General features: G+C 38.8%; 13 protein-coding genes. 2 read left to right on the plus strand and 11 right to left on the minus strand.

Features of this window, described 5'->3' with window-relative positions:
• Positions 1 to 18 precede the first annotated feature (18 nt).
• Both EK17_RS07180 and EK17_RS07185 read left to right on the plus strand, forming a co-directional pair.
• On the plus strand, positions 19 to 1,095 hold the full coding sequence (locus EK17_RS07180; protein ID WP_035589143.1) for a CoA-transferase subunit beta: 1,077 nt from the start codon (positions 19 to 21) through the stop codon (positions 1,093 to 1,095).
• Between the two features lie 50 nt (positions 1,096 to 1,145).
• Positions 1,146 to 1,475, plus strand: coding sequence for a YgiT-type zinc finger protein (locus tag EK17_RS07185; RefSeq protein WP_269557965.1), 330 nt, complete (start codon positions 1,146 to 1,148; stop codon positions 1,473 to 1,475).
• Here the strand turns inward: EK17_RS07185 and EK17_RS07190 are convergent.
• The 11 genes from EK17_RS07190 to EK17_RS07240 are packed head-to-tail and all read right to left on the minus strand — an operon-like array spanning position 1,468 to position 12,754.
• Positions 1,468 to 2,241 (minus strand): nitrilase-related carbon-nitrogen hydrolase, encoded by a 774-nt coding sequence (locus EK17_RS07190; RefSeq protein ID WP_035589145.1) that lies wholly within the window; start codon positions 2,239 to 2,241, stop codon positions 1,468 to 1,470. The genes EK17_RS07185 and EK17_RS07190 overlap by 8 nt on opposite strands.
• Position 2,242: 1 nt before the next feature.
• Positions 2,243 to 4,393 carry an ATP-dependent DNA helicase RecG gene (locus EK17_RS07195; RefSeq protein ID WP_035589146.1) on the minus strand — a complete coding sequence of 717 codons (2,151 nt, stop codon included), beginning with the start codon at positions 4,391 to 4,393 and terminating at the stop codon, positions 2,243 to 2,245.
• Positions 4,386 to 5,054 (minus strand): nitroreductase, encoded by a 669-nt coding sequence (locus EK17_RS07200; protein ID WP_035589147.1) that lies wholly within the window; start codon positions 5,052 to 5,054, stop codon positions 4,386 to 4,388. The genes EK17_RS07195 and EK17_RS07200 overlap by 8 nt, the downstream gene beginning before the upstream one ends.
• 3 nt (positions 5,055 to 5,057) lie before the next feature.
• A complete protein-coding gene (locus tag EK17_RS07205) occupies positions 5,058 to 6,506 on the minus strand; it encodes a menaquinone biosynthesis decarboxylase (RefSeq protein ID WP_035589149.1) in 1,449 nt (482 codons plus the stop codon).
• Between the two features lies 1 nt (position 6,507).
• Entirely contained in the window at positions 6,508 to 7,428 is a 921-nt protein-coding gene (locus tag EK17_RS07210) for a bifunctional riboflavin kinase/FAD synthetase (protein WP_035589151.1), read from the minus strand.
• Positions 7,425 to 8,516 (minus strand): redox-regulated ATPase YchF, encoded by a 1,092-nt coding sequence (ychF, locus tag EK17_RS07215; protein ID WP_035589153.1) that lies wholly within the window; start codon positions 8,514 to 8,516, stop codon positions 7,425 to 7,427. Before ychF ends, EK17_RS07210 begins: the two co-directional genes overlap by 4 nt.
• Before the next feature lies 1 nt (position 8,517).
• Entirely contained in the window at positions 8,518 to 9,588 is a 1,071-nt protein-coding gene (gene prfA, locus EK17_RS07220; protein ID WP_035589347.1) for a peptide chain release factor 1, read from the minus strand.
• A gap of 4 nt (positions 9,589 to 9,592) precedes the next feature.
• On the minus strand, positions 9,593 to 10,570 hold the full coding sequence (locus tag EK17_RS07225; RefSeq protein ID WP_035589156.1) for a hypothetical protein: 978 nt from the start codon (positions 10,568 to 10,570) through the stop codon (positions 9,593 to 9,595).
• 17 nt (positions 10,571 to 10,587) lie between these two features.
• A complete protein-coding gene (locus EK17_RS07230) occupies positions 10,588 to 11,103 on the minus strand; it encodes a phosphoribosyltransferase (protein ID WP_051904508.1) in 516 nt (171 codons plus the stop codon).
• 1 nt (position 11,104) lies between these two features.
• Complete coding sequence (gene amrS / locus EK17_RS07235; RefSeq protein ID WP_035589157.1) at positions 11,105 to 12,121, minus strand: AmmeMemoRadiSam system radical SAM enzyme; 1,017 nt, start codon at positions 12,119 to 12,121, stop codon at positions 11,105 to 11,107.
• 9 nt (positions 12,122 to 12,130) lie between these two features.
• Entirely contained in the window at positions 12,131 to 12,754 is a 624-nt protein-coding gene (locus EK17_RS07240) for a site-2 protease family protein (protein ID WP_035589158.1), read from the minus strand.
• Positions 12,755 to 12,817 lie beyond the last annotated feature (63 nt).

The following is a 12,817-nucleotide window of genomic DNA, read 5'->3' on the forward strand; positions in this document are numbered from 1 at the left end:
GTTTGGAAGGAGGAAAAAATGGCTGTAAAGGTTCCAGTAAAAATATCGACGGTTGATGAAATTATAGAATTAACCAAAAATTTCAGCAGTGGTATTAGTGATGCGGAGTATGAGGCATATTGCAAAGAGTTTGATCTACCACCGGATGAGTTTACCACAATCGAGCTTTTAGCTATCTCTGGTTCAACAATGATTCCTTATGGAGCATCGATGTTTGTTGGAACAGGTTTGCCAGTTTTGACAATGGCTGAAGCACAGCATACAATCAACCCTGCTGCTATCACAGTTATGGAAGCAGGAATGTTGGATCCTAAATTTGAGCATATACCGATTTCGGTTGCCGATATTCGTGGTACGTATATGTCTTCAACGGCACTTTCCATGGCTGATGCATTTGGAACATATGAGCAGCGCGGTTATGTTACAGGTGGTGTTTTGGGTGGTGCTGAGTATGATGAGTATGGTAATATCAACTCAACGGCTATCTGGGATAAAAGCGGGAAAGATGGCAGGGATTACTGGCCATCTATTATTAAGAAAGGCGAAAGAAGCCAGAAAGAGAGAGAGAATGATGTAAAAGTCGGACCACCTGTAAGATTCACTGGTTCTGGTGGTGCAAACCCAATCGGTCAGCAGTCTGACTTTACACTGGCAATTATGGTGCAGGAGAAGAGGAGATTCCCACCCCATGTATGTTACCTAACTACAATGGCAGCTGCAAGGGGTCCTGAGGGTGAAACAAGATGGGATTACGGTGCACCAAGGGGTGGAAAAGGACTTATGGCATCAGATATTTGTGTTCTTGAGAACTATCCTGAGGATGGTACCTACGACATGAGGTTGAGGAGTGTACACCCGGGTGTAAGCTTGAAAGATGTTATCGAGAATGTTGGCTGGGAACTTAAAGATAGAAGTGGCAAGGTATTGAAGCCAACCGATGACATTCCTGAGACACCATCTCCAACGATTGAGCAGCTGAAGGTTTTGAGAATGATAGTAGACCCAACAAGGATTTACCTAAGCAGAAAGACATTGCGTGAAGTTGAGTATGAGAAAGAGCATGGTAAACCCTGGAGGGTGAAGGTTAAAAGCTAAAAATAAAGGGGGCTTAAGCCCCCTAATCTTTTTATTTCTGGAGGTAGGTTGTGAGGTGTAAATTTTGTGGAAGAGAAATGAAAAGAGTTGTTACCCCTTTTAGAAGGCCCGTTAAAGGTGAAATGATTGTTGTAAAGGATATAGAGGTATATAGGTGTCCTGAATGTGGGGCTATGTATGTACCTGAGGATACGATTAAACACATAGGCAGAAAAACAGGAGAAAAACTGCTTAAAGAGGCAAAAAAACGCGGCAGAATCAGAGATGAAAAAGAGCATTTAAGGAAAATGCAAGAGAAAGCAGCTAAAGATATAGAAGAGGCAATCAAAAGGGGTGAGATTAAAAAGAGAGAGGATGCTCCGCTAAAGGTATTTACCTAAAGACTTTGAAGGAATCTTTTAGGGATGTAATAGTATTCCTTACTGTGTCTATTTCATCTAAGTTTATTTCAGAAACAGTTAAGTCTTCGTTGGTGTAGGCGGATTTTATGATCTCACCCCATGGATTGATAATTGAAGAATGACCGGCAAGCTCCCATTTGCCGCTTTTTTTTGTTCCGTTTGCTGTTAATAAAAAGTATTGATTTTCTATAGCTCTTGCTGCTGTAAGTGTGAGCCAATGATTTAGTCTGTTTACAGGCCAGATTGCTGGGTGTAGATGGATTAAAGCTCCTCTGAAGGCTGATTTTCTAAAAAACTCCGGAAACCTTAACTCATAGCAGATACTTACACCAATTGTTATATCCTCAAGCGTAAATGTGTTTTTCTGGTTTATATCTCCTGGAATAAAAAATTTATCCTCTCCCGTTGTGGCAAACAGCATCGTTTTTTTATATTCAAAGATGATTTGCCCATTATCTATAGCATAAAATATGTTAAACACCTTGTTGGATGATTTATCATCAACAACATAGCTACCACAAATGCAAATATCCTTTGAGATTTTTTTAAGTTCCTCTAAAATTTCTGGCGTTTGTATGGATAGATCCTTTAGCTTTTTAAATAAAAATCCTGTTGTCCAGACCTCTGGCAGTAATATTAGCCTACACTGTTTTTTTATAGCCTCACCAATAAATGCCAAACCTTTATTAAAGTTTTTTTCAATATTTCCCGGTGTAATCTCAAATTGAGCTACAGCTACCTTCATTTTACACCACCTTGATATAGGATAGTTTTCTGCTCCATTTGTTTGATATCAGATCCTTTAACGCATCACTAAAAGGATATCCTTTTTCTACTAACTGTTCAACATCGTTTTTTGCAGCTTCTATGAGTTTTTTGTCTTTTATGATGTTTATATAGTTAAACGCCTTGCCGTGCTGCCTTGTGCCAAAGATATCGCCGCTGCCTCTAAGCATAAAATCAAGCTGGGCAATCTTAAATCCATCGTTTGTTTTAAGAAGAACCTCTATGCGTTTTTTTGTTTTTTCTGATATGTTATCGGGTGTTATGAAGATGGCGTATGAATCAAATTTTCCTCTGCCAACCCTGCCTCTTAGCTGATGTAGTTGAGCAAGACCAAATCGCTCGGCGTTTTTTACTATAATCACCGTGGCATTTGGTGAATCTATGCCCACCTCTATAACGGTTGTTGAAACAAGGCAGTTTATCTTGCCAGACCTGAATCCATCTATTGCAGCCTGTTTCTGTTCATCCTTCATTCTGCCATGCAAAAGAGCCACATTAAAGCCCTTAAGTTTATCTGCTATCTCATTAAACAGTTTTTCTGCTGATGCAACTTCATCCATTTTGTTTGATTCTTCTATTAGTGGTGCCACGATATACGCCTGATGGCCTGCATGAAGCTGCTCTTTTAAAATGTTGTATGCTAAAGCCTCTTTGCTCTGTTTCAGGTGCATGGTTTTAATTTTGCCTCTGCCTTTGGGTTTTTGTTTGATTGTTATGAGGCTATCCTTTGAATATAAAACCATCGATAAGCTTCGTGGAATTGGTGTTGCGCTCATAATCAAAATATGGGGGTGCAGACCCTTTGATGTTAGTGTTTTTCTTTGTTCTACACCAAAGCGGTGTTGTTCGTCGATTACGATAAATGCAAGATTTTTAAATACTATCGATTCCTCAAGTAACGCATGAGTGCCGATTATACATGAAATTGAACCGTTTTTTAATTGACTGTAGATTTTTTCTTTGTTTTTTGTTGAACTTATTAGAAGCTCTGTTTTTAAAGAAAAATTGTCAAAAAGCTGTTTTGCCTGTAGAAAAAACTGTTTGGCAAGTGGTTGTGTTGGAGCCATTATGGCCGTTTGAAAGCCTTTTAATCCAACAGCTAAAGCTGCAATTAATGCCACGATTGTTTTTCCGCATCCCACATCACCTTGCAGTAGTTTCATCATCGGCGTTGAACTGTTTAGCCCTTTGAGAATGGAAAAGATGGCCTTTTTTTGATCGTTTGTAAGGCTGAATGGCAAAAAACCCTCAACTGTTTCTAAAAAGTCTGGTTTTGTATCAATTTTAATGCTTTTTGATTGATTTATTTGTTTCTGGTGCAGTCTTAAAGCTAAAACGGCAAGAAAGATCTCTTCATATTTAAGTCTTTTTAATATTTTTTCATTTATGCCTCTGCTGTGAAGCATCTCAAACAAATCGCTTAGAAGCGGGAGTTTATTTTTTAAAATGATATTGTATGGTAGATAATCAAACGGCTCTTTGGGTTTTAATTTTAAAGCCTCAGCTATTGCTTTTTTGATACTGCTATTTTTCAGGTTTGATACTGCAGGATATATTACATCGATCTGTTCTTTAAACTGGTTTTTTTTGAGGATTTGTGGATGGTTAAGCACTAAAAATAAGCCCTCTTTTGAGACTTTACCCATGCATACGATTTCTTCGGCAATTTTTATTGATGAGATGATTTTTTTTAGATAGTTGGATAGGTTAAAGTAGTTGCATCGGATGTGGACTCCATTTGAGTTGATAATAATTGATGTGATTTTTGGTCTGGAATTTTTTGAAACAACAACACCTTTAAATGCTCCATATTCACTATCCTTTACATCAACTGGATTTTTTAGGGTATAGTCCTCAACCCTTAAAGGCAAAAGATAGAGTAAATCTTCAATGGTTTCTAAGCCTTTTGATTTGAGTTTTGTTTTTATATTTTTTGAGATGTTGAGGCTATCGATAGGGGTAAACAGCCATTTTACCACCTTGTGGGGTTTTAAGATGCTTTGCTGTTTTTTTGCAAGGAGTTTTGCTGCATTGAAATTTTTTTTAAAAAGCTCCCCAAACAGGGAGCTTTCTAACCTTTTTAATGTTTCTGTGTAGATTGCATTATTCATAGAAGGTTGTAAAAACTTCTACCTCATCCCTTGGCATTCTGAGTTTATTGATATGTGCATCCTTATCAGGGTATCCAAGAACAATCGAATAAACGATCATTTTGTTTTCAGGTATACCTAAAACCTCTCTAATTATGTAGGGATAGGCTGCTATAGATGTTTGCGGGCATGTGGCAAGGCCAAATTCAACAGCCGTTAGCATAATGCTCTGACCAAACAACCCTAAATCGATAAATGAAGGTTCACCAAGCTCTTTTTCTCTCATGATAATCAACACAACCGGCGCACCAAAGAAGCGGAAGTTTTCCAATATATGCTCCATCAATTTTTCTCTATCCTTTTTTGGATCTATGTTTTTGTGCTCAAAAACAAGTGTGTTGCACTGTTTCCTTCTGCGGTTGATAATATCAGGCAACTCTTTTGGTCCATAAAAATAATCATATTTCCTTTCTGCTTTGTTTTTTACAGCCTCAACAAGCTTTTGAGAGAGTTCCTCTTTCTTTTTACCCATTACAACGGCAACCTCCCACGGTTGCATATTGTGTCCACTGGGTGAAAATCGTGCTATGTCTAAAATTTTGTACACAAGCTCTTTTTCAACCGGTTTATCCAGATAAGCTCTAACAGAGAATCTTGCCTTGATTGCATCAACTACATTCATGTTTCACCTCCCCAGGTATTTTTTGATCAATTTATCCATTTTATGTTTAACATCCTCAGTCATTTCTATGTCATCAGGCCACTCTCTTTCAAATCCTTCACCCTTTAGTTTCTTTGTTGCATCGATACCCATTTTTGATCCGAAGTTGGGCAGGCTTGAGGCATGCTCCAATACATCAAGTGGGCCTTTTGTAAAGATTATATCCCTTTGCGGATCAATATTATTGCCAAGTCGCCAGATTACCTCACTTAAATCCTGCACATTTACATGTTTATCAAATATTACAATGATTTTCGTTAAACTCATCATACCCAATCCCCATAGAGCGTTTATGACCTTAAAGGCGTGGCCTGGAAATTGTTTGTCGATAGATACAAAAGCAAAATTGTGAAATATGCCCTCAACAGGCAGGTTTATATCAATAATCTCTGGTAAAATCTTCTTTATGATGGGTAAAAACAGCCTTTCTGTTGCCTTGCCTAAAAAACAATCCTCCATCGGGGGTTTGCCCACGATTGTGGCAGGATAGATGGGATCTTTTCTCATTGTAATGCGCTGAATGTGAAAAACAGGATAATAATCGGCAAGTGAGTAGTAGCCTGTATGGTCTCCAAATGGGCCTTCAAGCCGCAGTGGCTCATTGGGGTCAACATAACCTTCAAGTATAATTTCTGCCTCAGCTGGCACTAAAATCTCTGGATAAAGCGTCGCTTTAACAAGTTTTACAGGTTTTCTTCTTAAAAACGAGGCAAACAGCATCTCATCTATATCCTCTGGCAGCGGCGCAGTTGCCGAATATATTGTTATCGGGTCTGCACCGATAGCCACGCATACGGGCATTCTTTTGTTGTTTTGCTTATACCAGCGATAGTGGGATGCGCCGTCTTTGTGGATGTGCCAGTGCATGCCTGTTGTGTTTTTGTCAAACACCTGCATCCTGTACATACCGCAGTTTTGTTTGCCTGTTAAAGGATTTTTTGTAAATACAAGCGGCAGTGTAATAAACCGTCCACCATCCAATGGCCATGTTTTTAAAATGGGGAATTTGAATAGATCAACATCGTCTGTTATAATCTCCTGCGATGGGGCTTTATCTACAATTTTTGGTATAAATTTACTGAACTGTTTTAATTTTACGATGTTTTTTAGTTTATCCCAGAAGTTGTAGGGAATTTCGGCATTTACAAGTTCCTCAACCCTCTCTGATAACTCATCCAGACTTTTAACGCCTAAAGCAAATTCTGTTCTCTGTTTTGTGCCAAAAAGGTTCATTGCAAGCGGTATATCGCTGTTTTTTGGATGCCTGAATAATACCGCAGGTCCTTTACCTTTAATTAGCCTATCAGCAATATATCCAGCCTCATAAACAGGATCTATTGTTTCTTTGATTTCTATCAACTCGTTGCGTTTTTTTAATGCGTCGATGTATTCATGAAGATTTTCAAATACCATTTTAAACCTCTAAAATAGCTTTAACTGTTTTAATATCCTTTTCAATCTGCCCAACAAGGTCGTCGATTTTTTTGAATTTTTTCTCATCCCTGATAAAGTCGATAAATTCAATCGTTATTTTTTTGCCGTATAGGTTGCCGTTGAAATTTAGAATGAAAGCCTCAATATGTTTTATATTGCCCTTAAATGTTGGATTTGTGCCGACATTTACCGCTGCGTTGAATCGTTTTGAGTCTATCCAAACATAGGCTGCATATACGCCGCTTCTTAAAAGAATTTCGTTTTTTGGATAGATATTTGCCGTAGGAAAACCAAGAATGCTGCCGCGCTGATCGCCTTTTTTTACAACGCCCGAGATGGTGTAGTTTCTGCCTAAAAAGAGATTTGCCTCTTTTATATTGCCGTTTCTTAAAAATTCCCTGATTTTTGTTGAGCTCACCACAACCCCATCTATTTTAACGGGTGGTATAACAAGTAGCTCAAAATTATATTTAAAAGACAATTGCTTGAGTGTTTTTGGATTGCCTGCGCCGTTTTTGCCAAATGTATAGTTATGCCCCACACAAATAGCGTGAGCGTTAAAATTTTCAAGCAAAATATCTCTAACAAATTCTTCAGGTTTTAAATCTGCAAACTCCTTTTTAAACCTTGCACAGATTATCACATCAACACCCAAATTTTCGATAATCTTTGCCTTTTCCTTGAAGGTTTGAATAAGAAACGGCTCATCGATGTTTTTGATTATGCGGTTTGGGTGAGGATAGAAGGTAAAAAGAGCCGGAGTCAAAGAAAGCCTTTTTGCAAGCCTGACGGTTTGCTCGATGAGTTGCCTGTGTCCTATATGGATGCCGTCAAAGTTGCCCAAAGCAACAGCTGTGGGCTGTATATCACATTTTTTAAAAACATCCCTTATGATCTTCATACATTGAACCTGAAATAGACGACATCACCGTCTTTCATTATGTAATCCTTGCCTTCAAGCCTCATTAGACCTAACTCTTTTGCCTGTTTTTCACCGCCTGCTTTGATGTAATCCTCATACGGTATAATCTCAGCCCTGATAAAGCCACGCTCAATGTCTGAATGTATCGCACCTGCGGCTTTTTTTGCCGTTGTGCCATTTTTAATAGTCCATCCACGCACCTCTTTTTCTCCGGCTGTAAAGAATGTTATCAAACCAAGCATTCTGTATCCAATTTTTATCAGTTTATCAAGGCCCGATTCTTCTATATCGTACATCTCCATAAATTCTTTTTTTTCTTCATCACCAAGTTTTGAAAGCTGCTCTTCAAGTTTGCCTGAAAGCACAATCACAGGAGCATTTTCTTTTTTTGCTATCTCTTCAACAATTTTTGAATACTCATTGCCGTTTAGATCGTTTTCTGAGACATTTGCAACATAAATTACCTTCTTTGCACTTAATAGCCTTAACTCTTTATTTAGGTTTTTTTCTGCTTCGTTTAGGTTTAAGGCTCTTATTGGTATGCCTCTTTCCAAATGCTCTTTAAACTTTTGTAGAATTGCAAGCTCCTCTTTTGCCTCTTTTGAGCCAGTTTTTAAGAGTTTGCCGGTCTTTTGCGTGCGGTTTTCTATTGTCTGAAGATCTGCAAGTATAAGCTCTGTATCGATGATTTCTATATCCCTTTTTGGGTCAATCTCCCCCAGTGTATGGACTATATCCTCATCCTCAAAGCATCTTACAACATGCACGATCACCTCTACATCGCGTATGTGGGATAGAAATTTATTGCCAAGGCCGGCTCCTTGGCTTGCCCCTTTTACAAGACCTGCAATATCAACAAATTCAACCACAGCGGGTGTGATTTTTTTGGGTTTTACAAGCTCAGCTAACTTATACAATCTTTCATCGTTTACCTTTGCTATGCCAACATTGGGGTCTATGGTGCAGAATGGAAAGTTTGAGCTTTCTGCATTGCCCCTGCTTAGAGCGTTAAAGGTTGTGGATTTACCCACATTGGGCAGGCCCACAATACCGCATTTGAATCCCATTTTATTCTCCCTCTATTGCACTTTCTTTGAGTTTTTTTGCCTGATCATCCACAATCAATGCCTCGATTAGCTCATCCAGTTCACCTTCCATAATTGCATCTAATTTATACAGCGTCAGGTTGATTCTGTGGTCGGTTACTCTGCCCTGTGGAAAGTTGTATGTTCTGATTCTTTCGGATCTATCACCTGATCCTATCTGGCTTTTTCTTTCTTTGGCTCTTTCTGCTTCTTTCTGTTTTCTGAAGAAATCATAAAGTCTCGTTTTTAAAATCCTCATCGCCTTTTCTTTGTTTTTGTATTGAGATTTTTCGTCCTGACAGCTAACAACGATGCCTGTGGGCAGGTGCGTGATTCTTACGGCTGAATCGGTAGTGTTTACATGCTGACCGCCGTGGCCACTTGCCCTGAAAACATCTATTCTTAAATCATCTGGATCGATCTGAACATCGACATCTTCTGCTTCGGGTAATACAGCTACGGTTGCAGCGGATGTATGGATTCTGCCCTGAGATTCGGTTATCGGTATACGCTGAACCCTGTGCGTGCCGCTTTCGTATTTAAACAATGAATATGCACCCTTTCCCTTAATCTCTGCAATAATCTCCTTAAATCCTCCTGTATCTGACATGCTTTTGCTCAAAATCTCTATATTAAAGCCTTTCTTTTCGGCAAATCTTGAATACATCCTGAATAGATCTGCAGCAAATAGGGCAGCCTCCTCCCCACCTGTGCCAGCCCTGATTTCAAGTATAACATTTTTCTCATCAGCCTCATCTTTGGGAAGCAGCATGATCTTTATTTCCTGCTTGAGTTTTTCTTCCTTTTCTTTTAGTTTCTTTATCTCCTCTTTTGCAAGCTCCTTTAGCTCTTCATCCTCTAAAAGTTCTTCATTTTCTTTTATCTGGTTTAGGGTTTCCTTATATTCTCTGGCTTTTTCCACAACAGGTTGTAGCTTTTTTAGCTCAAGTGATAAATTTTTGTATTTTTCTCTATCTTTGATAATCTCCGGATCACCAAGCTGTGTTTCTATCTGTGTATATTTTTCCTCTATCTTTTGAAGCTTTTCAAGCAACATTTCAACCTCCAATGCGGTAGTGTTCAATCAGTTTATCATCCATTGCATCTATTTCAAGCTCAAGTGTTGCACTGCCTGAGTATTTTAGTTTTTCTGCTTTTGGGGCGTATCTTTTGAATATGGAGGCTGCTGTTTTTATCGTCTCTAAATCAACCTCTTTTGTAAAAATACCGATGCCTGCTGGTCCTTTTGATGAAGTTATATGCGGCAGGTCTCCAAACAGCTCTTTCATTGTTTTTGTTTCGTTTTCGTTTCGTGAGATAACAAACTTTGAGCCGTTTATTCTAAAATGCCTGCCGTAGTCTAAAAGCTGAATGTTTAGTTTGTCTATTTCGCCGCTTTCTTTTAAGTCTTTAAGTTTCTTTGAGTAGTAAAGATCTGTTAAAAGGCATCCTCCAGCAGGTGTTTCAAAATCATCTAAACTAAACTGTTTTGCAAGTTCAAACTGTGGTTTTCTCAAGCGTCCTTTTATGCAATACAACTGCTCTCTTTTGATTAAGCCAGCCTTTTCAATTTTTGTTTCTGGCAGGCAGGCTGCAGAGAGAGGCCTTAGGACAATATCTTCTACGCCGGCGTTTTTTTCAATAGATCTTAAGATGCTATAACTTCGCTGGCTCATCGGCCTCTGGCCAACAACATCACCTGTAACAAAAAATGAAGCATCAATATTTTTAGCGACTGCTTTTGCCTTCTTTAGAAAAAAGATTTTGCAGTCTATGCAGGGATTGAAGTGTTTGCCATAGCCGTATTTTGGGTTTAAAAGCATCGAGATATAACCATCAAAATCATCTACAACAATCAAATTTAGATCGTATTTTTTTAATTGCGTTTGTAGTTTAGATATATCCTTTTTGTAAAACGGCGTTTTGACAAAAACAGGAAAAACCTCAAAGCCTAAGTTTTTCATTATCAAAACAGCAAGCAGACTATCCAGCCCTCCAGAGTATAACGCTACGCATCTTTTGTTGAATGTTTCCATATCGTTTTTTGATGTGTTTAGGATTCGCCCATCAGATAGATTGCAGGCAGATCTCTGTATTGCTCGTTGTAATCCATGCCAAAGCCTATAATAAATCCGCCATCTAAATCAAACAGGTAATAATCCGGCTCTATATCCTCAAGCCTTCTTTCATGTTTGTTAACGGCAACGCAGATCAAGCACTCCTTTGCGCCGTTTTTTAAAAGATACTCTTTAACCCTTTTTATCGTCTGGCCAGTATCTAAAATATCATCAACCAGTATGCATGTTTTATCTTTAATATCTATAGATGGTTTTTTTAGCCATTCGATTTTGCCAGAGCTTTGCGTGCCTATGTAGCTTTTTACCCTTATGCTGTCGGTGATAGGTTTTGTTTGCATTTTGGACAGCAGCTTTTCAAAGAAAGGTTTGCCACCCTTCTCAATATACATCATAACAGCATCCGCATCCATCTTTTTTATTTTTTCATCTATTTTTTTTGCAAGCTCCTCTGTTTTTTTGTCTATCAAGTGTTCATCAAATAACAGCTTCACCTTAACTCTCCACCAGATCTATTTTTTCGCCGCAATAGGCGCATCTGCCGTCTTTGATTTTGTATTCTATAATCTCATAGCCATATCTACCTATTACGATTTCGTTGCATTTTGGACAGTAGGTATGCTCGCCTTCATCACCTGGAATGTTGCCCGTATAAACATATTTTAGACCCATTGATAAACCGATCTGTCTGATGTTTTTTATCAACTCAACCGATGTGGGCATAACATTATCGAATTTATAAGCAGGATAGAAACGGCTAATATGCCAGGGAATAGATTTATCGATCGATGCGATGAATTCAGCAATCTGCATCAGCTCTGCAGGATCGTCGTTCACCTCGGGAATAACCAGTGTTGTAATCTCAACCCATATACCTTTTTTCTTCATATATTCAATAGCCTCTAAAACAGGCTTTAGGCGTGCCCCACCGCAGATCTGAAGGTAATAGGCATCGGAAAATGACTTTAAGTCGATGTTTGCAGCATCGATCAATCCGTCCATCATATCTATCGCTTCTTTTGTCATGTATCCGTTTGAGACAAAAATATTTTTAAGTCCTTTCTGTTTTGCTATCTTTGCTGTGTCTATGGCATATTCAAAAAAGATTGTGGGCTCTGTGTAGGTGTAGGCAATCGATTTGCAGCCTGAGACGATCGCATCCTCCACAACACTTTCAGGAGGATAATCCTCACCAACGATCTGCATCTTGTTTTCTTTGGGATACTGACTTATCTGCCAGTTCTGGCAATAGAGGCATTGAAAATTGCATCCAACAGTGGCGATGGAGTAGGATTTACTGCCCGGTAGAAAGTGAAACAGAGGTTTTTTTTCTATTGGATCAGTTGCCTTTGCCACAGTTTTGGGATAAACGAGTGTGTATAATGTGCCTTTGATGTTTTTTCTGACGCTGCAGATACCGTATTTATCCTCCCCCAGTTTGCATCTAAATGAGCATAAATTGCATTGAACCTTATTGTTATCTAATTTTTCATACAGATACGCCTCTTTCATTTTACGCTCCTATAGCAGCATGCTTGCAAGTGGTATAACAAACCATGCATAAATGACATTAAAAATCCCAAAAAACAGCAAGCCTATTACGATGTATATGCCGTAGGGTTCTATTCTTGAAAACTTATAAGCCATTTGGGGTGGCAGGAAAGCTGCAAGAATTCTGCCGCCATCAAGTGGCAAAATCGGTATCAGGTTAAAAAAGGCAAAAATGAGATTGATCTCCACGCCGTATGCACAGCTCAACACTAACGGCTGGGCAATAGCCTCAACAGGAATCAAAAAACTTATATGATAAAGAACTGCAAAAATGACTGCTAAAATTAAATTGGTTATAGGACCTGCTGCTGCAACAAAAGCAGAATCCCTTTTTGGGTTTCTTAAGTTAAAGAAATTAACAGGTACAGGTTTTGCCCATCCAAACATAACAGGTGAATGGGCAAGAAGCAATAGGGCAGGCAAGATAAGTGTGCCAAATATATCGATGTGGGCTATCGGGTTTAGCGTTAGCCTGCCAGCAAACTTTGCCGTGTTATCACCCAATTTGTATGCTACATAGCCGTGTGAAACCTCATGAAACACAACGGCCACAAGAAACGGCACAATCATTAAAAAAATCTGCGGATTAATCATATCCACCCCTTAAGAAAGGATGCCTTATTGAAGCCAAAAAGTCAAGATAATTGATGGATAGAG

Origin of the sequence: Hippea jasoniae (genome assembly GCF_000744435.1) — a bacterium.
GTDB classification, from domain to species: Bacteria; Campylobacterota_A; Desulfurellia; order Desulfurellales; family Hippeaceae; genus Hippea; species Hippea jasoniae.

Coding starts and splice junctions, on each gene's coding strand:
- EK17_RS07180 (WP_035589143.1), top strand. CDS start 19: ATGGCTGTAAAGGTTCCAGTAAAAATATCGACGGTTGATGAAATTATA.
- EK17_RS07190 (WP_035589145.1), bottom strand. CDS start 2,241: ATGAAGGTAGCTGTAGCTCAATTTGAGATTACACCGGGAAATATTGAA.
- EK17_RS07195 (WP_035589146.1), bottom strand. CDS start 4,393: ATGAATAATGCAATCTACACAGAAACATTAAAAAGGTTAGAAAGCTCC.
- EK17_RS07200 (WP_035589147.1), bottom strand. CDS start 5,054: ATGAATGTAGTTGATGCAATCAAGGCAAGATTCTCTGTTAGAGCTTAT.
- EK17_RS07205 (WP_035589149.1), bottom strand. CDS start 6,506: ATGGTATTTGAAAATCTTCATGAATACATCGACGCATTAAAAAAACGC.
- EK17_RS07210 (WP_035589151.1), bottom strand. CDS start 7,428: ATGAAGATCATAAGGGATGTTTTTAAAAAATGTGATATACAGCCCACA.
- ychF (WP_035589153.1), bottom strand. CDS start 8,516: ATGGGATTCAAATGCGGTATTGTGGGCCTGCCCAATGTGGGTAAATCC.
- EK17_RS07225 (WP_035589156.1), bottom strand. CDS start 10,570: ATGGAAACATTCAACAAAAGATGCGTAGCGTTATACTCTGGAGGGCTG.
- amrS (WP_035589157.1), bottom strand. CDS start 12,121: ATGAAAGAGGCGTATCTGTATGAAAAATTAGATAACAATAAGGTTCAA.
- EK17_RS07240 (WP_035589158.1), bottom strand. CDS start 12,754: ATGATTAATCCGCAGATTTTTTTAATGATTGTGCCGTTTCTTGTGGCC.